We start from the raw sequence: 20,719 nt of genomic DNA on the forward strand, positions 1-20,719 counted from the left end.
GCATGATCCGGAAAAGTGCGAAGCGGTTTTCCGAAAAGATCATGCTCAAACAATAAAGCGCGATGACGATTCATCCCAATCTCATCGCGCTTTAGCATCGCTCCAAGACGTCAGCGCAGCGAAGCCGTCCGCATGACGAACGACGTCGTCTCGAGCTTTGCGGTCGCAGTGCCCGTGAAACTGTCGCAGGACATGCCCTGCATCGGATCGTCGACAAACCCCACGGCGATCACGGACTGCGGCTTGACGAAGTAGGCGCGCATTGCGGCGGTGTCGAGCTCGCCCATCAGCGTGACGGACATCGCGCGGCTGGCGCTCGGCGACAGCATCACGATCTTGAGCCAGATGCTCTCGCCCTTGGCCGCGGAGAGCCGGGTCGCGGTCGCGACCATGCCGTCGATGCGCTTGCCGACCACCGTGTTGATCTCGGTCGCGGGCGCAAGGTTGCGCGCCGCGGAGGCGGGGCGACCGGAGCGCGGGATCGGCGCGGAGGCAGCGACGACGTTGACGCGGTCGACCGGCGATGCGGACGCCGGCGCATAGGCCAGCGCCTGATAGGCCGCGTTGGAGACGCTCGCGGTTGCTTGCGGATCGGTGGCGGAAGCAAGCGCCTGACGTGCCTTCAGCGCGGCGATCTGCGCCGGCGTCGCCTGCTGCGGCGTGGCCGGGGTGTCCCAGAAACCGCGGGCATTGATGATGTCGGCGGGGGTCTCGGGCTTGCTGTCGGCAGGTCTGCCGGCTGCCGGCTTGTCAGCCACGGGCGCGGGCTTCGGCCTGGGCGGCGCGACGATCTGCGCATCGGCCGAAGCGAGCTGGATCGTGGCGGCCACTGACGGCTTGGCGCGCGGCGTCGGCACCGGATCGGCGGGCCTGGCTGCGGCGGCGACCACGGTCGGCGCGGCTGGCTTCGCGCTCGCGGCGGGCGCGCCCTCGTCATCCTCGTCGCTGCTCGTGGCGGCCGGAGCCGACTTGCCCCTGAATAATGCGGCAAAGAAATTCGGCTTGCTGCCGGAATCGTCGCCGCTACCGCGGCGCTCGATGTCGGCCTTGGCGAGCTCATAGCCCTTCAGCGGCGTGCCGTCGGCCGGGACATGCACCGTGCGGCCGTCCGGGAAGACGCGGGCGAGCTGGTCATGCGTCATGCGCGGCCAGTGCCGGATGCTGCCGGTGTCCAGATGCACGAAGGGCGAGCCGGAGGTCGGATAGAAGCCGACGCCGCCGCGCTGGAGGCGCAGTCCGGCGAAGCGGATCTGCTCCAGCGGCACGTTCGGAATGTAGAAGTCCATCGCATGCCCCAGCATGTGCTGGCTGAAGCGCGCCACACCGGAGGAGCGGCGGCGGAGCATGGCGTTGGTGGCAGGGGAGCGGTAGGAGGAGATGATCTGGATCGGCTGCTTGGCGTCGACGTCGCGATAGACTTCCCAGAGGATGTCGAAGAGGTGACGGTCCATGACCGTCTCGTCCTGGGTGCGCCAGTCGCGCAGGAAGTGGTTGAGCTGCTTCAGCGCCGTTTCGTCGTAGCGCCCTTCGCGCTTGAAGGTGACGGTGAGGTCTTCGCCGGAATGGGTGTGGTGGAACGAGAGCGTCTTGGTTTCGTTCAGCGCCGCCGCGTCATGAACCGAACCCGCGGCAGCAAACAGCAATACGGAAGCAAGGCCGATCCGGGATCCGGCCTTCACTCCCGCATGGGACAACGACAGCACAGCGAATTGGCGTGCGAGACCAGTCAGCACGTTAGAGCCCACCCAGTCGACCAGCGTTCAAAATGGACTCTCCCGCCAACCCCGTTAGCGCGCGAAAGAGGATGAACGCTTTGTTAAAGCGAGAAGGTTAATTTGAGGTTGACCTTCCCGCCCCCAAACCAAGTCAGAATACGAACCTAACCGGCTGAGTGTGGCAAAAAAACGCCCGCTGCCCGAGGTCGGATGGAGAATGGTTAACGTTAAGCGACCCCATCCAGAGGATGAGGTCGCTGATTTTATTGCAGAATTTCAAAAAACAGACGCCGGGCCGGCCCGGCTCAGCGGGTGAACACCCGCTGTTGCTGCGTACGGCGGCCGACCGGAGCCGGCGGCGGCGGGGTCGTCGGAGCCCCGAACAGCCGCTCGAAGAAGTTCGGGCCGGACGAGCCGAAGCCGCCGCCGTTGTTGGCCACCGCCACGCCGGGCGGCAGCGTCGTCGACGGACGCGAATAGCTGGGCTGGGAGTGCGCCACCACGTTCTCGAGATCCTTGCCGCGGCCGTTCTTCAGGATGTTGATCATGGTCGCGTCGCGGCCATAGACGTCCTTGCGGAATTGCAGCTTGCCGGCGTCATCCACGAACGCGGTCTGATAGGTGATGTTGACCGGGATCGGGGTCGGGAATTTCAGGTCGACCTCGCTCTTGCCGTACATGCTGCGCACGCGCTCCGGCGTGTACTTCTCGTTCGGCATGGTGATGTTGAGCAGGACGGAGGCGTACTGATCCGGATTCTGCACGCGCATGCAGCCATGGCTGAAGGCGCGCTCGTCCCTGGCGAACAGGTTCTTGTCCGGCGTGTCGTGCTGATAGACCAGGAACTTGTTGGGGAAGTTGAAGCGGATGCGGCCGAGCGCGTTGGCTTCGCCCGGCGGCTGCGAGATGTGCACCGAGCCGTCGCGGTTCTGCTCGAGCTTGAGGCCCATGCGCTGCAGCACGGTCGGGTCCTGCTGAAGCGCCGGCAGATATTCGTTGTAGACGATCGAGGGCGGCACGTTCCAGGTCGGATTGACCGTGATGTACTTCATCGTCTCGGTGAGCAGCGGGGTCGCGTGCGTGCCCGGCTTGCCGGTCACGACGCGGGTGGTCCAGACCTGCTGGCCGCGCTGCATGACCTTCAGCGTGTAGTCGGGAATGTTGAGGATGACATAGGCATCGCCCAGCGAGGGCACGCCGAGGTCGCGCGGCAGCCAGCGCCAGCGCTCCATGTTCACCTGCACCACGTCGATCTGCTTGTCGCGCTTCGGGGTGTTGATCGCCTTGACGGTTTTGTCGTCGAGGATGCCGGTCGCCTTCATCTCGGCGCTGGTCTGGAATTTCCGCACGGCTTCGGCGACCGTCGCGTCATACCGGGTGTCGCTCGCGTTCTCGGCGATGCCAAGTTTGGCACGGAGCTGCGGCACTCGCGGATCTTCGACGACGATTTCAGCCTGCTTCTTGCCGCGGGCCGGGGTGTATTTCAGCGCGGGACCATCGGCGATCTCGATCACCGGGCCGTTGCCCTGGCCGCGGAGCTCCGCGAGCTTGGCCTTCAGCTCCTTGTAGAGTTTCTGCGGCGGGTTGTAGCTGTCGAGCGCAGCGGAGGCGTCCGTCGCGGTCGTGATCTTGGCGAGCACCTCGTTCGGGTCGACCGGATGCTCGGGATAGAGGATGTCGCCGCTGACCTGCGACCAGTGCATGCGGCCGCTCTGGGCCTGGCGCGCATAGTCGAACATGCTGGCGGTGAGCTTGAGCTCGGCATCGGCGAGCGCGTCGGGGCTCGTCGCGGCAGCGAAATCCGGCACCGGATAGTCGGCCGGGTTGAGGCCGTCGGAGGCCGCGTCCTTCAGCCGCGCGATCACGCCCTTGGCCGCAGCGGTCAGGCTGCCGGCTTGCGTCCAGACCGGCGCGAAGTCGCGTGCGCCGTAGAACTTCTCGACGGCGGCGCGCTCGTTCTTGCGGTCGAAATGGCGCGAGGTCTTGGCGCCGATGATGTCCTTGAGCTTGTCGGCGACCGGCTGGTCGGCGGCGGGAACATTGCTCGCGGCCTTGACCGGCTCCGAGGCCGGAGCAGCTGCCGTGGCGGGCGCGGCCGGCGTTGTGGTCGCGGTGTCGGCCTTGGCAGGCTCAATCTTGGCAGGCTCGGTCTTCGCTGGTTCAGTCTTCGCCGTCTCGCTCTTCGGCGCCTCGGCAGGCGTTGTGGCGACGTCGGAAGGCTTGGTCTCGACCTTGTCCGGGGCCGGCGCGGCTTCCGCCTTGACGGGCTCCTTCGCAGCTTCCTTGGCCGGTTCCTGAACCGTGGCGGTGGCGTCGAGCTTGATGTCGGAGGGGGTCGGAGGCGGGACGTTTGCGGGCTCGGGGCGCGGGATCGCGGCTTCGATCGCAAGCTCGGCAGCGCTGCTGCGCGCCTGATCCTGGGCCAAGGCTGAGCTGGCCGATACCGTGAGGAAGGTCGCAGCGACCGTCATCAGGACACGGTCGAGGCCTGCACGGTGGTTCAAACAGTCACGCATTGTGTCGCACCCCTCGGGTGAACTGTCCCTCGTGGAACAGCTTCGTTATCGTCTATTGAGCTTCGGCTAAACTGCGCCGGCCTCTCGAAAGTTGCACGCCTGCACGCAACGATTCCTACGGAGACGAATCCTACGCAGACGATATACAGGCCCCGATTTCGCAGCCAGCGCTACCCGGGACAACTCACGACAAACTGACTTCAAGGAAGCCCGTTTGCAACGGATTGTGCGTCTCTGCCACGCGCTTTTCCCTGTGTCTGTCACTTCCAAGTCACGGTTCACGCCGCAGTCGAATTCTGTCGTCATGCGAACGGCTTACAGTCGCCGAGCACCGGCCGAACGAACCTCCGTTCGCATCAGGCTCAGTGCGTCTCCTCACCGCTTTTGCCGCCATGGCCGGGAACCCCGGCCTCGTCGAGTTTGCGGTAGAGGGTGGACCGGCCGATTTTGAGGCGGCGGGCGACCTCGGACATCTGGCCGCGGTAATGCGAGATCGCGAAACGGATGATCTCGTTCTCAATCTCCTCCAGCGGGCGGACGTCGCCGGTCGCGGTCAGCATGGGGAGGGTTCCCGTCAGGGGGAACGGCGCAATCGGTATTTCATTTCCTGACACCACGGAGGGCGCCGCGATCGGCTCGAGCATCAGCGGCGCGGTCGGAATCTCCGTCGCGTGATGCGGCTGCGACGTGAGAAGGGGGAAGTCGGCAAGGCCAAGCTGGTCACCGTCGCTCATGACCACGGCGCGGTAGACCGCGTTTTCGAGCTGGCGGATGTTGCCGGGCCAGTCGAGCTGGGCCAGGTGTGCGACGGCCTCGCCGCTGATGCCGGTGATGGGACGGTTCTCCTCGGCGGCAAAGCGCGCCAGGAAATGCCGGAGCAGATGCGGGATGTCCTCGCGCCGGGAGCGCAGCGAGGGGATCGTCAGCGGCAGCACGTGCAGGCGATAGAACAGGTCTTCCCGGAAATGTCCCTGTTTCACCCGCTCCAGCAGCCTGCGGTTGGTCGCCGAGATGATGCGGACGTCGACCTTGACCGGTTTGCGTCCGCCAACCGCCTCGACCGCGCCTTCCTGGAGCGCGCGGAGCAGCTTGACCTGCGCGGCCAGCGGCAGCTCGCTGACTTCGTCCAGAAACAGCGTGCCGCCATGAGCTTCGACGAACTTGCCGGTGTGGCGTTCGGTGGCGCCGGTGAAGGCACCCTTCTCGTGACCGAACAGGATGGACTCGACGAGGTTGTCGGGGATGGCGCCGCAATTGATCGCGACGAACGGCTTTGCCTTGCGCTCGCCGCTGCCATGGATGGCGCGCGCGAACATCTCCTTGCCGACGCCGGACTCGCCCTCGATCAGCACGGGGATCGACGAGCCTGCCGCCTTCTGCGCGGTCCGCATCACGCCCGCCATCGCCTCGGCGCGGGTGATGATATCGGAGAAGGTCAGCCGGCCCTCGCGGCTGTGACGGATGCGCTGCAATTCGCCCTTGAGCGCGGATGCGTTGAGCGCATTGCGCAGAGAAACCTGAAGCCGCTCCAGGCCGACCGGCTTGACGACGAAGTCGGCCGCGCCCGCGCGCATCGCCGAGATCACGTTGTCGATGCCGCCATGGGCGGTCTGCACGATGACGGGGATGCTGAGGCCCGCTTCGCGGATTTTCGCCAGCACGCCCATGCCGTCGAGCCCGGGCATCACGAGATCGAGGATGACGCCGTCGATGGCCGGTGCGTCAGGGGCGGTGAGGGCGGCGATCGCGGCGTCGCCGGAGTCCACGACGACCGTCTCATAGCCGCATTTCTGCACCATGTTCTCGACCAGCCGGCGGGCTACAGCGTCGTCGTCGGCGATCAAAATACTGGCAGCCATGGTGTTCCCCGCACGCTACTACTATCTGTCTCGAATCGGGGCACTCTGGCCGAAGCCGATTAACGCACTCTTAAACCTTGATGCCCCCGCCCGCCGTCGCGATTGTTGAACACAGGTTTCCCAAACAATGAATTCGCGCTCCAAGTCTGCCGTTAAAAAGCCTGCTCTCAAGAAGCCCGTTCCGAGCAAAGCCGCCGTCCGCAAGCCGAGCACCAAGAAATCCGCTGCCAAGGCAAAGCCCTCCAAACCTTCACGCGCCGAACCTTCACGCGCCAAATCTTCACGCGCCAAGCCTGCGATCAAGACCGGCAAGCTTCCGGAGTGGAACCTCGCCGATCTCTATTCCGGGATCGATGCGCCGGAAGTGGCGCGCGATCTCGAGAAGATGGATGCCGATTGCGTCGCGTTCGAGACCGACTACAAGGGCAAGCTCGCGACAGGCACAGCAAATGAAGATGGCGGAAAATGGCTCGCGGGCGCCGTGCGACGCTATGAGGCGATCGACGATCTGGCCGGCCGTCTCGGCTCCTATGCCGGTCTCGTCCATGCCGGCGACAGCGTGGACCCTGCGATTTCAAAGTTTTACGGTGATGTCTCTGAGCGGCTGACGACCGCGTCCACGCATCTGCTGTTCTTCGCGCTCGAGCTCAATCGTGTCGATGACGATATCTTGAACCGTGCGATGCAGGCCGCCGAGCTCGCGCACTACCGTCCCTGGATCGAGGATCTGCGCAAGGAGAAGCCGTATCAGCTCGACGACAAGCTCGAGCAGCTCTTCCTGGAGAAGTCGCAGACCGGCTATTCCGCCTTCAACCGGCTGTTCGACCAGACCATCTCGGGCTTGCGCTTCAAGGTCGGGGCCAGGGAGCTCGCGATCGAGCCGACGCTCAATTTGTTGCAGGACCGCGACGGCGCCAAGCGCAAGAGCGCTGCGGAAGCGCTGGCCAAAACCTTCAAGGCCAATGAGCGCACCTTTGCGCTGATCACCAACACGCTCGCCAAGGACAAGGACATCTCCGACAATTGGCGCGGCTTCAAGGACGTCGCGGATTCTCGCCATCTCAACAATCGCGTCGAGCGCGAAGTGGTGGATGCGCTGGTCGCTTCGGTGCGTGCGGCCTATCCAAAGCTGTCGCATCGCTATTACGGGCTGAAGGCGAAGTGGTTCGGCAAGAAACGGCTGGCCTATTGGGACCGCAACGCGCCACTGCCGTTTGCGGCGACCGACATCATCGGCTGGCCCGACGCGCGAAGCATGGTGCTCACGGCCTATCGCGGCTTCTCGCCGAAAATGGCCGATATCGCCGAGCGCTTCTTCACCGACCGCTGGATCGATGCGCCGGTGCGGCCCGGCAAGGCGCCGGGCGCCTTCTCGCATCCGACCACGCCGTCGGCCCACCCCTATGTGCTGATGAATTACCAGGGCAAGCCGCGCGACGTGATGACGCTTGCGCACGAACTCGGCCATGGCGTGCACCAGGTTCTGGCCGCCAGGAACGGCGCGCTGATGGCGCCGACGCCGCTGACGCTGGCCGAGACCGCAAGCGTGTTCGGGGAGATGCTGACTTTCCGCCGGTTGCTGGCGCAGACCAAGAGCGCAAAGCAGCGCCAGGCGCTGCTCGCCGGCAAGGTCGAGGACATGATCAACACCGTGGTGCGGCAGATCGCGTTCTATTCCTTCGAGCGCGCGGTCCACACCGAGCGCAAGAACGGCGAGCTCACGGCAACGCGGCTTGGCGAGATCTGGCTCTCGGTGCAGGGCGAGAGCCTCGGGCCGGCGATCGAGATCAAGGCGGGCTACGAGAACTACTGGATGTACATCCCGCACTTCATCCATTCGCCGTTCTACGTCTACGCCTATGCCTTCGGCGATTGTCTCGTGAACTCGCTGTACGCCGTCTACGAGAACGCGGCCGAGGGTTTTGCCGAACGCTATCTCGACATGCTCGCCGCCGGCGGCACCAAGCACTATTCCGAGCTGCTGCGGCCGTTCGGCCTCGATGCCAAGGATCCGAAATTCTGGGACGGGGGGCTGTCGGTCATCGCAGGTATGATCGATGAGCTGGAGGCGATGGGCTGAGGGCGGGGGGCTGGGCTCAGTCCTGGCGCCAGCGGAAGGCTAGTAAAACATTTGTTGAACTTCCGTCCGACCGATGTTATACAGATGTATAACGTGCGAGCGGGCGGGAAGTCATGAAGATCGAGATCAGGAAAATCGGCAATTCGGATGGTCTGTTGCTGCCGCGCGAGTTGATGCAGCGGCTCGATCTCAAGCGTGGACAGCAACTCCACATCGTGGAATTGTCCGGCGGTGGTTTCCAGTTGCTGCCGTATGATCCCGATTTCGAGCGGACGATGGAAATCGCCGACGAGATCATGGACAAATATCGCGACACTCTCGCGGCGCTCGCGAAGTAAGGGCTCGTTTAAATGAGCGAGCCCGAGGAGCCGCTCTGGATCACCTACGAGCAGGCTGTGGCAATTCATGGTCGACAACTCCGGCGCTTTGGCGGTGCGCCGGGATTGCGCGACGAAGGAATGTTGCGTTCAGCGTTGGAGCGGCCGATCAAATGGCGCTATGAGCAGGCCCCGCTGGAAGAGCTTGCTGCGGCATATGCATTCGGTCTTGCGAAAAACCACGCATTCGTCGACGGTAACAAGCGCATCGCCTTCATGGCGTTGATGGTCTTCCTCCACAAGAACGGTGTTGCCTTCAGTCCCGATCCTGCGGAGGCGACCACCATCATCCTCTCGCTCGCCGCTGGCGAAGTCAGCGAGCAGAGCCTCACTCGCTGGATCCGCGACAATCTGGATTCCAAATGACCTGATTTGCGTGAAACCGCGCCTGGCCGCCGTTGCCCTGCCCGGCGGTTTGCGCTATTGCCAGCCGGGAATTCGACTTTCGACGGGGGACAATCCATGGCTGACCATAGCGAAGTGGCCTACACCACGGCCGACGGCAACGACTACGTTGCCCATGAGCAGACCTATGAGGGCTTCATCAAGCTGGTGAAGTACGGCACGGTTTCCGTCGCGCTCATCGTGATCCTGATGGCGATCTTCCTGACCTGATCCATCGCCTACCGCACCGCCAGCGTCGTCGGTGCCCAGAAAATTTGCAATCAAGCCGGATTGAAAACCGGTATCCAACGTTGCGGGAGTGACGCTAAGTTGCGTGCGCGCTTTTCCGCGTCGCCGGAGGGCCTATGAAGATCGCCGTTGCCAAGGAAATCGATCCGTCGGAGCCGCGCGTCGCCGCTTCGCCTGATACGGTGAAGAAGTTCAAGGCGCTGGGCGCCGAGATCGCCGTCGAGCCGGGCGCCGGTCTCAAGTCGGGCCTGCCGGATTCCGAATTCACCGCGGTCGGCGCCACCGTCAGCGCCGACGCGCTGAAGGACGCCGACATCATCATCAAGGTGAAGCGCCCCGAAGCCTCCGAGCTTTCGCAGTACAAGCGCGGCGCGCTCGTCATCGCCATCATGGACCCCTATGGCAACGAGGCCGCGCTGAAGACGATCGCCGATGCCGGCGTCTCCGCCTTCGCGATGGAATTGATGCCGCGCATCACGCGCGCGCAGGTGATGGACGTGCTGTCCTCGCAGGCGAACCTTGCCGGCTACCGCGCCGTGATCGAGGGCGCCGAGGCCTTCGGCCGCGCCTTCCCGATGATGATGACCGCGGCCGGCACGGTGCCCGCGGCAAAAGTGTTCGTGATGGGCGTCGGCGTCGCCGGCCTGCAGGCGATCGCGACCGCGCGCCGTCTCGGCGCCATCGTCACCGCGACCGACGTGCGGCCCGCGACCAAGGAGCAGGTGGAATCGCTCGGTGCGAAATTCCTCGCCGTCGAGGACGAGGAATTCAAGAATGCGCAGACCGCCGGCGGCTACGCCAAGGAGATGTCGAAGGAATACCAGGCCAAGCAGGCCGCGCTCACCGCCGAGCACATCAAGAAGCAGGACATCGTGATCACGACGGCGCTGATCCCGGGCCGGCCCGCGCCGAAGCTCGTCAGCGCCGAGATGGTCAAGTCGATGAAGCCGGGTTCGGTGCTGGTCGATCTCGCCGTCGAGCGCGGCGGCAATGTCGAGGGCGCCAGGCCCGGCGAGGTCGTCGACCTCGATGGCATCAAGATCGTCGGCTACACCAACGTCGCCGGCCGCGTCGCTGCCTCGGCCTCCAGCCTCTACGCGCGCAATCTGTTCTCCTTCATCGAGACCATGGTCGACAAGAAGGAGCAGAAGCTCGCCGTGAACTGGGACGACGAACTGGTCAAGGCCACCGCGCTGACCAGGGACGGCGCCGTGATCCACCCGAACTTCCAGCCGAAAGCTTAAGGAGAGCCGCCATGGAGCACATTGCACAGGTCGTCGACCCCTTCGTCTTCCGGCTGTCGATTTTCGTTCTCGCCGTCTTCGTCGGCTATTTCGTGGTGTGGTCGGTCACGCCCGCGCTGCATACGCCGCTGATGAGCGTGACTAACGCGATCTCCTCGGTGATCGTGGTCGGTGCGCTGCTCGCCGGCGGGGTTGCGAATGTTTCGAGCGGCTCGGGCTGGGCCCGAGCCTTCGGCTTCGTGGCGCTGATCTTTGCCTGCATCAATATCTTCGGCGGCTTCCTTGTCACCCAGCGCATGCTGGGGATGTACAAGAAGAAGGCCAAGTAAGCGTCACCTCGGGGTGAACTGGCGAATGGGGACCTGAGATGAGCGCCAATCTGTCTGCAGTCTTGTATCTCGTGGCGGGTGTGCTGTTCATCCTGTCGCTGCGAGGTTTGTCGAGCCCGGCCACGTCGCGCCAGGGCAATTTGTTCGGCATGATCGGCATGGCGATCGCGGTCGCCACCACCCTTGCCAACCATCCGCCGGCGGATGGCCTTGCCTGGCTTCTCGTCATCGTCGGCATCGCGATCGGCGGTGGCATTGGTGCGGTCGTTGCGCGCCGCGTGCCGATGACCTCGATGCCGGAACTGGTCGCCGCCTTCCACTCGCTGGTCGGCATGGCCGCGGTGCTGGTCGCCGCCGGCGCGTTCTACGCGCCCGAGGCCTTCGATATCGGCAGCCCCGGCAACATCCATCCGCAGAGCCTGGTCGAGATGTCGCTCGGCGTCGCCATCGGCGCGCTGACCTTCACCGGCTCGGTGATCGCGTTCCTGAAGCTGTCCGCGCGCATGAGCGGGGCGCCGATCATCCTGCCGTTCCGCCATGTCATCAACATCGCGCTTGCCGTGGCCCTGGTGGTCTTCATCGTCGGCCTCGTGCTGACCGGCAGCGCAGTGGACTTCTGGCTGATCGTCATCATCGCGCTGGCGCTCGGCGTGCTCATGATCATCCCGATCGGCGGCGCCGACATGCCGGTCGTGATCTCGATGCTGAACTCCTACTCCGGCTGGGCCGCGGCCGGCATCGGCTTCACCCTCGGCAATTCCGCGCTGATCATCACCGGCGCGCTGGTGGGCTCGTCCGGTGCGATCCTGTCCTACATCATGTGCCACGCGATGAACCGGTCCTTCATCTCGGTCATCCTCGGCGGCTTCGGCGGCGAGACCGCCGCAGCGGGCGGGGCTACGGGCGAGCAGAAGCCCGCCAAGCTCGGCTCGGCGGACGACGCGGCCTTCATCATGAAGAACGCGCAGAAGGTCATCATCGTGCCCGGCTACGGCATGGCGGTGGCGCAAGCCCAGCATGCGCTGCGCGAAATGGGCGACATCCTGAAGAAGGAAGGCGTCGAGGTGAAGTACGCCATTCACCCGGTCGCCGGCCGCATGCCCGGCCATATGAACGTGCTGCTGGCCGAAGCCAATGTGCCCTACGACGAGGTGTTCGAGCTCGAGGACATCAACTCCGAATTCGCGCAGGCCGACATCGCCTTCGTGATCGGCGCCAACGACGTCACCAATCCGGCGGCCGAGGAGGACAAGACCTCGCCGATCTACGGCATGCCCGTGCTCCAGGTCTGGAAGGCCGGCACCGTGATGTTCATCAAGCGCTCGCTGGCCTCGGGTTACGCCGGCATCGACAATCCGCTGTTCTATCGCGACAACACCATGATGCTGCTCGGCGACGCCAAGAAGGTCACCGAGAACATCGTCAAGGCGATGTAGCGCCAGCGCGTCGCATGGCACGCCGCTCACGAGGCGGCGTGCGGCTGGGGTGACGTTCCAGCGAGACTCCAGCCCGATGTCATGTGGCCCGATGTCATGAAATGGCTGCGGAGCGGTGCCAAGTCCTGAACCGGGGACCGGGCCGCATCGTCATGACCATGGTCAAGTGGATCACCATCCTGCTCGTGACCGGCTATTGCGCCGGTCTTCTCGTGCTGTATGTCAGGCAGCGCGGGATGCTGTTTCCGATCCCGCCCGTCGCACCGCGCGCTACGCGGCGGAACGAATCGTCGCCTGGGGCTTTTCGCTCGGGACGGGCGTGGCAGTCGCGATCGCCTCGGAGCATCTCGCTGGAAAACTCATCCTGGAAGCTCCCTATACGTCGACGGTCGACGTTGCAGCTTTGACGTTCTGGTTCGTTCCGGTCCGCCTGCTGATGCGCGATCCATTCCACTCCGACGACCGCATCGCGCGCGTCACTGTGCCGCTATTGGTCATGCATGGCACCAATGACCTTGCCATTTCGATCGTGTTCGGAGAGCGTCGGTTCGCGCTCGCGCATGAACCGAAGCAGTTCGTTCGCTTTGCGGGCGGCGGACACGACAATCTCGATGCTTTCGGTGCGATCGAAAAGGCGAGGCGCTTCATTGCTTCCTAGACGGCCTGTTGTTTGGCGCGGGACCGGTTTGATCACCGCGATCCTTGTCGTGCTGCTGCCGCAGCACGCATGGGCGGCGACCGGGCTCGACGGCGCGGCGATGCGTTGGCCCTACGCGCTGCCGTTTGCCGGCCTGCTGCTGTCGATCGCGCTCGGGCCGCTTTTGTTTGCAAAATTCTGGCACCATCATTACGGCAAGATCGCCGCGGCCTGGTCGCTGCTGGCACTGGCCTTGCTCGTCATCCTTGCCGGGAGCATGGCGACGCTGGCCGCGCTCGTTCACGCCATGCTCGCCGAATATCTCGGCTTCATCGTGTTGTTGTTCTCGCTCTATGTCGTGGCAGGGGGCATCCTCGTCACGGGCGACATCAAGGCGACGCCGGCGGCGAATGCCGGCATCCTCGCGCTCGGCACGCTGATGGCGAGCATCGTCGGCACCACGGGGGCGGCCATGATCCTGATCCGCCCCTTGATCCGCGCCAACCGGCCACGGCGCCACAACGCCCACGTCGTCATCTTCTTCATCATCCTGGTCGCCAATGTCGGCGGCGCGCTGAGCCCGCTCGGCGATCCTCCGCTGTTCGTCGGCTTTCTGCACGGCATCGACTTCTTCTGGACCACGCGGACCATCTGGCTGCAGACGGCGATCGTCGCCGGACTGCTGCTGGCGATCTTCGTCGCCGTCGACGTCTGGCACTTCCGCAGCGAGCCGCCGCCGGGCGATACAGGTCCCACCAAGCCGGTCCGAATCCGCGGCCTCGTCAACCTGGTGCTGATCGCAGCCATCGTGGCGAGCCTCTTGGCCTCGGCGATGTGGAAGCCCGGCGTCGCCTTCGACGTTCTCGGAACCACGATGGAGCTGGAAGACATCGCCCGCAACGCGGCGCTGCTGGCCATTGCGGCCCTGTCGGTGTGGCTGACGCCGGAGGAGCACCGGCAGGCCAACGGCTTCACCTGGGAGCCGATCCGCGAAGTCGCGAAACTGTTCGCCGGCATCTTTGTCGCGATCATCCCGGTCATTGCGATGCTCGATGCCGGCCATCACGGCGCGTTTGCCTGGCTGTTGTCGGCCGTGACCGCGCCGGACGGCACGCCGCGCGAGGTTGCCTATTTCTGGTTCACCGGCCTGATGTCGGCGTTCCTCGACAATGCGCCGACCTATCTGTTGTTCTTCGAACTCGCCGGAGGCGACCCGCAAGTGCTGATGCATCAGCTTTCGGGCACGCTCGCCTCCATCTCCATGGGCGCGGTCTATATGGGCGCGCTCACCTATATCGGTAATGCGCCGAACTTCATGGTGAGCAGCATCGCCAGCGAGAACGGCATCGAGATGCCGAGCTTTTTCGGCTATCTCCTGCGCGCCGGTGCCGTGCTGATCCCGCTGTTCCTGCTGCTGACGCTGCTGCCGGTCGCGCCGATCCTGCACTGGCATTGAATCTGCCGCCCGATTTGCTACTGCTCGGCTGAGGTGTGATGAACTTTCATCGCACCTCAGCCTTTTTCGATCGAGCATGATCTTTTCGGAGAACCGCGGCACACGTTTCCGGGTCATGCTGGACATAATTGGAGCCGATGGATGAGCGCGCATGATCCGATGCCCCGGTCGGCCTGGGTCTTTCCGGCACTGGCCGTGCTGCTGTTCGCGGCCGTCAGCGCCACGGGCTACGTGTTCACGCTGTCGTTCGGCGGGCTCGTCTTCGCCCTCGTGCTCCTGGTCATCCTGTTCGGCACGGTTTTCGCCGCGGTTCATCATGCCGAAGTGATCGCCGAACGGGTCGGCGAGCCCTATGGCACCCTGGTGCTGACGCTCTCGGTGACCATCATCGAGGTGGCGCTGATCACCACGATCATGCTGGGCGACAAGCCTGCCCCGGCACTGGCGCGCGACACCGTGTTCGCCGTGGTCATGATCGTTTGCAATGGCCTCGTCGGGCTGTGCATCTTCATCGGCGGCCTGCGCTATCGCGAGCAGGGTTTTCAGCTCTCGGGGGCCAACGTCTATCTCAGCGTGCTGTTCGCGCTCGCGACCATCACCCTGATCATGCCGAACTACACGACCACCACGCCGGGCCCGGTCTATTCGGCGGTTCAGCTCGGCTTCGTCGACGTGGTCACGCTCGCGCTGTATGGGGTGTTTCTCTACACCCAGACCGTGCTGCACAAGGATTACTTCGTCCACGAACGGGCGGATGGTGGGAGCGGCGAGGCGCATCCGTCGGGCCGGACCCTGGTGCTCAGCGTCGTGCTGCTGCTGATTGCGCTGCTGGCGGTCGTGCTGCTGGCCAAGAAATTCTCCCTGGTGGTCGACGCCGTCGCGGCCAGGATCGGCGCGCCGCCTGCCTTTGCCGGACTTCTGGTCGCGCTCCTGATCCTGATGCCGGAAGGCGTCGCAGCGGTCTCGGCGGCCCGCAAGAACGACCTCCAGAAGAGCATCAATCTCGCGCTCGGCTCGTCGCTGGCGACGATCGGGCTGACCATCCCGGCCGTCGGCGTCGCCACCTACGCGCTCGACAAGGAGCTCGAGCTCGGCCTCAGCGACCAGGGCAGTGTGCTTTTGCTCCTGACTTTCTTCCTGAGCATGCTGACCTTCGGTACAGGCAGGACCAATGTCCTGTTCGGGCTGGTCCATATGGTGGTATTTGCCGTCTACGTGTTCATGGTTTTCGTGCCCTAAAGCGCGGTCGCGCTTTAGGCTATTGTCTGGGCATGATCTTTCCGGAAAACCTTCTTTCCGGATCCTGCCGTAAGGAGAGTTCCAATGCTTGCCGCCAAGTCAGAGGTTCAGGTCGACAACGAGCAGGTTCGGGTGACCGAGTGGCGGCTTGCTCCGAACAGCGCCACCGGGCATCACACCCACGGCATGGACTACGTCATTGTTCCCGTGGTGGCGGGGGAGATGACCATCGTGGCGCCCAATGGCGAGCGGTCCAGGGCTCAGCTCGCGGCTGGAAAATCCTACTTTCGCAAGGCCGGCGTCCAGCACGACGTGCTTAACGAAACCGCAACCGAGATCGTGTTCCTTGAGATCGAGCTGAAGCCGTAAGTCCGGCGTTACCCTTTGCCATCGATCCGTCGCAGTTGATCCCTTACAATGCCCCAAAGTTCCCGCATCAGATCGCGCGGGGAGTGGCCGGAATGCTGAAATACATCGCTAAAATCTCGATGGATATCTTCCCTTCGGTGCTCGCGACGATCATCGGGGCGTACATCGTCAATCATTACATCAACGCCAAGCCGGCGGCGGATGCGCCCGCGGCCGTGATGGCGCCCGCCGAGGCCGGCAAGAACGGCAAGCCCGCCGCTGTGGCCAACCTCCCGGCACCCGGCGTGAAGGCGAAAGGCATCTCCGAGAAGAGCGTGACGGACAAGCCGGCGGCCGAGAAGGCTGCCGACCAGTCGGGTGCTGAGCATAAGTCGGCTGACAAGACGACCGAGAAGGCTATTGCGGACGTGGCACCGACCGAGGCTGCCCCGCGCGGCAAGCCGTCCGCGCGCGAGAAGGCGCTCGCCAAGTCAACCCCGTCCGTCACTGCGCCTGCTCCCGCCGCCCCGGTGGTCGAGGCCAATTCGGCGGCTGCCGCTCCGGCCGCGACGCCCGACGCCAACGATCTCGTGCGTGCGGCGATCGAGCGCCTGCGCAAGTCGCCTGAGGGCAAAGCCGCCGAGGCCAAATCAACCGAGACGAAGTCGTCCGAGAAGGCCCCTGAGTTTGCGGTCCGGGACGCGGCCCGCACCCCGGAGGCGCCGCGTGTCGTGGCGACGGAGCCGTCCATGGTGCGCCCGTTGCCACCGCCGATCACGGTCTCGACCCCCGCACCTGAGGCCTATGGCAATAACGACTCGTCGCAGGCACCCCCCCCTTACACGGCCTCGGTAGGCGGCGAGAACCCGAATCGGCTGACGCCGCCGGCTGACATTCCCGTCCCGATGATCGCCCCGCCGCTGGATCTGCGCGCCGATGCCGGCGCGTCCATGCCGAGGCCGAAGACCAATGTCGCCGACGACATGCTGTCGGGCGTCAAGTCCATGTTCCATTCCGTTCTGCCGAAGAGCGTCACCCCGGATTAAGACGGCGCCGCTGCGCCAAGTCGTCAGCCGCCGACGCGGGCGAGGCCGCTGCGCGCGGTGTCGTCGCGCGGTCGGAGCGAGACTGCCTTGGTGTAGGACGCGGCCGCCTTGGTCCTGTCGCCCAGCCGTTCATAGGCCTGTCCGCGCGTGGTCCAGACCTGGGCATTGAGCGGATCGGCCTCGGAGGCCTCATCGAGATCGGCCGCGGCCTCCTTGACCTTGCCGAGGGCGAGGTAGCTGGTGGCGCGCCCGAGCAGCGGCTCCACCTTCTGCGGGTTGAGCCCGCTCGCCGCGCTGAAATCGGCGATCGCGAAGTCGTGCTGGTTGCTGCCCTGATAGATCAGGGCGCGACCATAGAGCGCCTGCGCATTGTAGGGATCGAGCCCGACCGCGCGATTGAACTCATCGAGCGCCGCCGCCGTCTCGCCGGACTTTGCCAGGGCCTGGGCCTTTGCCGTAAGGGCCTGGGCTTCGCTGACGTTGCCGGGGCTGACGGCGCTCTCGGCGGTGGCGGCCGCCTTGGGCGCCTCCTGTGGCTTGTCCTTCTCCGGCATCAGCGATCCCAGGTCGAAGGAGCAGCCGCACAGCACCATCCCCAACAAAGCCAGCACGAGCGGCGGCTGCCAGATCTGGCGTAACCGCGCCAAGCGGTGCTCGGGGAAAGGGGAGGCCATCTACGGTTCGCTCGCGCTCGTGCCGCATCGGTAGTGCCCTGTCCCAGAAAGGCACCCCTCACAAAACAATAACGCGGGCCTGGGGCCCGCGTCATCGAAAACTGAAGTCTTGCTAAACCCGGTAAATCAGCGCGGTCCGCGCGGACCTGCACCTGCACCCGGGCCGCTACGACCACCGCGATCACCGCCGGGACCGGCGCCGAACACCGGCTTCGGCTTCATCGGCAGCAGGCCTTCGCGCTGGAGCTTCTTGCGGGCCAGCTTGCGTGCGCGACGCACGGCTTCGGCCTTTTCACGGGCCTTCTTCTCGGAGGGCTTTTCGTAGTGACCGCGGAGCTTCATCTCGCGGAAAATACCCTCACGCTGCATCTTCTTCTTCAGCGCCTTGAGGGCTTGATCGACATTGTTATCGCGAACGAGAACCTGCACGCGGCATCCTCTTCAGTGGATCAGATTTGAATTCTGGTAAGTCAAAGGGGATGGCGAAACGCACAAGCCCTTAACCTTGAGGGCGCGGATGTATCAGACAAAACGTGGGATGTCCACCGGCCAAGCGGGCTTTCGGGCCAAGTTCAGCCATTAAATGAGGCAAAAATAGCTCCGCGCGGCCCCGATTTGGGAGATTCGACGCCAAGGGTGGGGCCGTTTCCGGAGCTTCGTTCCGGAATCTTTGAAAGCAGGGGACGACCATGGATATGAAAAAATACGCGGCCGAGGCTATCGGCACCTTCTGGCTCACATTCGCAGGTTGCGGGAGCGCGGTGATCGCAGCCGGCTTTCCGCAGGTCGGCATCGGTCTGGTCGGTGTCTCCCTCGCATTCGGGCTGAGCGTGGTCACCATGGCCTATGCGATCGGGCACATCTCCGGCTGCCATCTCAACCCGGCTGTCACCGTCGGTCTTGCGGCCGGCGGGCGTTTTCCGGCCGGACAGATCCTGCCTTATGTGATCGCGCAGGTGGCCGGCGCGATCGTGGCCGCGTGGCTCCTCTACATCATCGCAAGTGGAGCTCCCGGCTTCGACGTCACCAAGGGCTTTGCGTCCAACGGTTACGATGCCCATTCGCCCGGCCAGTACAGCATGATCGTGTGTTTCCTCACCGAGGTCGTGATGACCATGATGTTCCTGTTCATCATCATGGGCGCCACCCACGGCCGGGCGCCCGTGGGCTTCGCGCCGCTGGCGATCGGGCTCGCACTGGTGATGATCCATCTCGTCAGCATCCCCGTCACCAACACCTCGGTGAACCCGGCACGCAGTACCGGTCCCGCACTGTTCGTCGGCGGCTGGGCGACAGCGCAGCTCTGGCTGTTCTGGGTCGCGCCCCTGATCGGCGGCGCGCTGGGCGGGGCGATCTATCGCTGGCTCAGCGAGGAGCCCGCCGGCATCGTCGCGGGCGCAAAGACGGCGTGATTGCAAAGCGGGATCGCTGCATCTGCTGCGGTCCCGTTACTTGCCTTTCGTCGGCCTGACCTCGGTGACGTGGCCCATCTTGCGGCCGGGGCGCGGTGCACCCTTGCCGTAGATGTGCACCGTGGCGCCGGGCACGGACAGCCACTTGTCGTAGTCGTTGATCTCGTCGCCGATCAGATTGGTCATGGTGACCATTTCGCCATGGCGCACGGGCTTGCCGAGCGACCAGCCGGCGATGGCGCGGATGTGCTGCTCGAATTGCGAGACGGACGCGCCGTCAAGCGTCCAGTGTCCGGAATTGTGCACGCGCGGGGCGATCTCGTTGACCAGCACCTTCGGGCCGGTGCCATTGGCGAGCACGAACATCTCCACCGCGAGCACGCCGACATAGTCGAGCGCGCTGGCAATCTTGCCGGCGATGCTGCGCGCTTCTTCCGCAAGGGCGTCCGGTATGAGCGCGGGCGCGCGCGATATCTTCAGGATGTGGTCGCGGTGCTCGTTCTCGGTGACGTCGAAGCATTCGACCTGACCCGTGGCCGAGCGCGCGGCGATCACGGAGATCTCGCGCTCGAACGGCACGAAGGCTTCCAGGATAGCCTGCTTGGTCCCGAGGCTGGTCCAGACCTTGGCGATGTCGTCGCCCTCGCGGATGATGGCCTGGCCCTTGCCATCGTAGCCGAAGCGGCGGGTCTTCAGCACGGCCGGGAGGCCGATCCGGACGATCGCCTCGCGCAACGACGCGACGGACGTGACGTCGGCATAGTCTGCGGTGCCGATGCCGAGCCGCGTCACGAAGTCCTTCTCCGCGAGCCGGTCCTGCGTGGTCTCCAGGACCTTGCGGTTGGGCAGCACCGGGCGGCGCGCGTCCAGCACCATCGCCGCCGCGGACGGCACGTTCTCGAATTCGTAGGTGATGACGTCGACGTCGTTCGCAAACAGCTCGAGTGCCTCGACATCGGCATATTCGGCGCAGGTCGCGTTCAGGACGACGTCGAAGGCCGGCGAGTCCGGATCGGGCGAGAACACCTGGCAGCGCAGGCCGAGCCGCGCCGCCGCCATGGCCAGCATCCGCCCCAATTGTCCGCCGCCGAGGATTCCGATGGTGTCGCCGGGTTTCAGCTTCACCTGCTTCGAGTCGGTCACGCCTTGTCCTCCGGGCGCTCGGCAACCGCATCGGTCTGCGCCTTGCGCCAGGCGACCAAGCGATCGGACAAAGCCGGGTCGGACAATGCCAGCACCGAGGCCGCCAGCAGCGCCGCATTGATCGCACCGGCCTTGCCGATGGCGAGGGTGCCGACCGGGATGCCCGCGGGCATCTGGACGATCGAATAGAGCGAATCGATGCCCTTGAGCGTCCTGGATTCGACGGGAACGCCGAACACGGGCAGTTCCGTCAGGGCCGCCGCCATGCCGGGCAGATGCGCAGCGCCGCCGGCGCCGGCGATGACGACCTTGTAACCGGCCACCTTGGCGCCCTTGGCGAACGTAAACAGCCGGTCGGGGGTACGGTGGGCGGAAACGATGCGGGTGTCGGCGGCAACGCCGAGCGCGGCAAGCGTGTCGGCGGCATGCCGCATCGTCTCCCAGTCCGACTGGCTTCCCATGATGATGGCGATCGGCGCGGTCATGACGTCAATTGTGCCCAAAAAATAGAAGGATAGGCCAGATTAACGGTTCCGGCCGGCGGCTCGCAAGGCGATGGCAAGGAGAAGGGAATG

At 64.7% G+C, this 20,719-nt stretch carries 19 protein-coding genes and 1 pseudogene; 13 read left to right on the forward strand and 7 right to left on the reverse strand.

The window, feature by feature from the left end; genetic code table 11:
- Positions 1-110: 110 nt before the first annotated feature.
- From OC450_RS00005 to OC450_RS00015, 3 genes are all read right to left on the reverse strand, one after another.
- On the reverse strand, positions 111-1,733 hold the full coding sequence (locus tag OC450_RS00005; RefSeq protein WP_262046944.1) for a DUF882 domain-containing protein: 1,623 nt from the start codon (positions 1,731-1,733) through the stop codon (positions 111-113).
- Positions 1,734-2,020: 287 nt separating this feature from the next.
- Entirely contained in the window at positions 2,021-4,231 is a 2,211-nt protein-coding gene (locus tag OC450_RS00010) for a L,D-transpeptidase family protein (protein WP_262046945.1), read from the reverse strand.
- Between the two features lie 362 nt (positions 4,232-4,593).
- Complete coding sequence (locus tag OC450_RS00015; protein WP_262046946.1) at positions 4,594-6,090, reverse strand: sigma-54-dependent transcriptional regulator; 1,497 nt, start codon at positions 6,088-6,090, stop codon at positions 4,594-4,596.
- 127 nt (positions 6,091-6,217) lie between these two features.
- Between OC450_RS00015 and OC450_RS00020 the strand changes: the two genes are divergently transcribed.
- From OC450_RS00020 to OC450_RS00075, 12 genes and pseudogenes are all read left to right on the forward strand, one after another.
- Positions 6,218-8,170 (forward strand): M3 family oligoendopeptidase, encoded by a 1,953-nt coding sequence (locus OC450_RS00020; protein ID WP_262046947.1) that lies wholly within the window; start codon positions 6,218-6,220, stop codon positions 8,168-8,170.
- Between the two features lie 113 nt (positions 8,171-8,283).
- On the forward strand, positions 8,284-8,508 hold the full coding sequence (locus OC450_RS00025; protein ID WP_211382233.1) for an AbrB family transcriptional regulator: 225 nt from the start codon (positions 8,284-8,286) through the stop codon (positions 8,506-8,508).
- A gap of 12 nt (positions 8,509-8,520) precedes the next feature.
- Positions 8,521-8,913: a type II toxin-antitoxin system death-on-curing family toxin gene (locus tag OC450_RS00030; RefSeq protein ID WP_211382234.1), complete on the forward strand. Its 393-nt coding sequence runs from the start codon at positions 8,521-8,523 to the stop codon at positions 8,911-8,913.
- Between the two features lie 96 nt (positions 8,914-9,009).
- Positions 9,010-9,162 carry an aa3-type cytochrome c oxidase subunit IV gene (locus OC450_RS00035; RefSeq protein ID WP_008546229.1) on the forward strand — a complete coding sequence of 51 codons (153 nt, stop codon included), beginning with the start codon at positions 9,010-9,012 and terminating at the stop codon, positions 9,160-9,162.
- Positions 9,163-9,296: 134 nt separating this feature from the next.
- A complete protein-coding gene (locus tag OC450_RS00040; RefSeq protein ID WP_256805695.1) occupies positions 9,297-10,424 on the forward strand; it encodes a Re/Si-specific NAD(P)(+) transhydrogenase subunit alpha in 1,128 nt (375 codons plus the stop codon).
- Positions 10,425-10,435: 11 nt separating this feature from the next.
- Complete coding sequence (locus OC450_RS00045; RefSeq protein ID WP_211382236.1) at positions 10,436-10,753, forward strand: proton-translocating transhydrogenase family protein; 318 nt, start codon at positions 10,436-10,438, stop codon at positions 10,751-10,753.
- A gap of 38 nt (positions 10,754-10,791) precedes the next feature.
- The gene (locus OC450_RS00050) at positions 10,792-12,189 is read left to right on the forward strand and encodes an NAD(P)(+) transhydrogenase (Re/Si-specific) subunit beta (protein ID WP_211382237.1); all 1,398 of its coding nucleotides are present in this window, start codon (positions 10,792-10,794) and stop codon (positions 12,187-12,189) included.
- A gap of 253 nt (positions 12,190-12,442) precedes the next feature.
- A pseudogene (locus OC450_RS00055) lies at positions 12,443-12,847 on the forward strand (alpha/beta hydrolase); the annotation flags it as partial.
- A complete protein-coding gene (locus tag OC450_RS00060; RefSeq protein WP_211382238.1) occupies positions 12,801-14,282 on the forward strand; it encodes a sodium:proton antiporter in 1,482 nt (493 codons plus the stop codon). The pseudogene OC450_RS00055 and the gene OC450_RS00060, both read left to right, overlap by 47 nt.
- 141 nt (positions 14,283-14,423) lie before the next feature.
- Positions 14,424-15,521, forward strand: a complete 1,098-nt coding sequence (locus OC450_RS00065; protein WP_211382239.1) for a calcium:proton antiporter — start codon at positions 14,424-14,426, stop codon at positions 15,519-15,521.
- 84 nt (positions 15,522-15,605) lie between these two features.
- A complete protein-coding gene (locus tag OC450_RS00070) occupies positions 15,606-15,890 on the forward strand; it encodes a cupin domain-containing protein (protein ID WP_211382240.1) in 285 nt (94 codons plus the stop codon).
- A gap of 92 nt (positions 15,891-15,982) precedes the next feature.
- Positions 15,983-16,915, forward strand: a complete 933-nt coding sequence (locus tag OC450_RS00075) for a hypothetical protein (RefSeq protein ID WP_262047223.1) — start codon at positions 15,983-15,985, stop codon at positions 16,913-16,915.
- Between the two features lie 23 nt (positions 16,916-16,938).
- Here the strand turns inward: OC450_RS00075 and OC450_RS00080 are convergent, their stop codons facing one another.
- Together OC450_RS00080 and rpsU are read right to left on the reverse strand one after the other, a co-directional pair.
- The gene (locus OC450_RS00080; RefSeq protein WP_211382242.1) at positions 16,939-17,589 is read right to left on the reverse strand and encodes a tetratricopeptide repeat protein; all 651 of its coding nucleotides are present in this window, start codon (positions 17,587-17,589) and stop codon (positions 16,939-16,941) included.
- 126 nt (positions 17,590-17,715) lie between these two features.
- Positions 17,716-18,018: a 30S ribosomal protein S21 gene (gene rpsU, locus OC450_RS00085; protein WP_071909764.1), complete on the reverse strand. Its 303-nt coding sequence runs from the start codon at positions 18,016-18,018 to the stop codon at positions 17,716-17,718.
- A 260-nt stretch (positions 18,019-18,278) separates the two neighbouring features.
- On the opposite strand from rpsU, the gene aqpZ reads away from it, so the two are divergent.
- Entirely contained in the window at positions 18,279-19,001 is a 723-nt protein-coding gene (gene aqpZ / locus OC450_RS00090; protein WP_211382243.1) for an aquaporin Z, read from the forward strand.
- 36 nt (positions 19,002-19,037) lie between these two features.
- Here aqpZ and OC450_RS00095 read toward each other — a convergent pair whose 3' ends face one another.
- Positions 19,038-20,144: a 5-(carboxyamino)imidazole ribonucleotide synthase gene (locus tag OC450_RS00095; protein WP_211382244.1), complete on the reverse strand. Its 1,107-nt coding sequence runs from the start codon at positions 20,142-20,144 to the stop codon at positions 19,038-19,040.
- A complete protein-coding gene (gene purE, locus OC450_RS00100; RefSeq protein ID WP_211382245.1) occupies positions 20,141-20,629 on the reverse strand; it encodes a 5-(carboxyamino)imidazole ribonucleotide mutase in 489 nt (162 codons plus the stop codon). The genes OC450_RS00095 and purE overlap by 4 nt, the downstream gene beginning before the upstream one ends.
- Positions 20,630-20,719 lie beyond the last annotated feature (90 nt).

The organism is Bradyrhizobium sp. Bra78 (assembly GCF_024519855.1).
In the GTDB taxonomy this organism is placed as follows: Bacteria; Pseudomonadota; Alphaproteobacteria; order Rhizobiales; family Xanthobacteraceae; genus Bradyrhizobium; species Bradyrhizobium japonicum_G.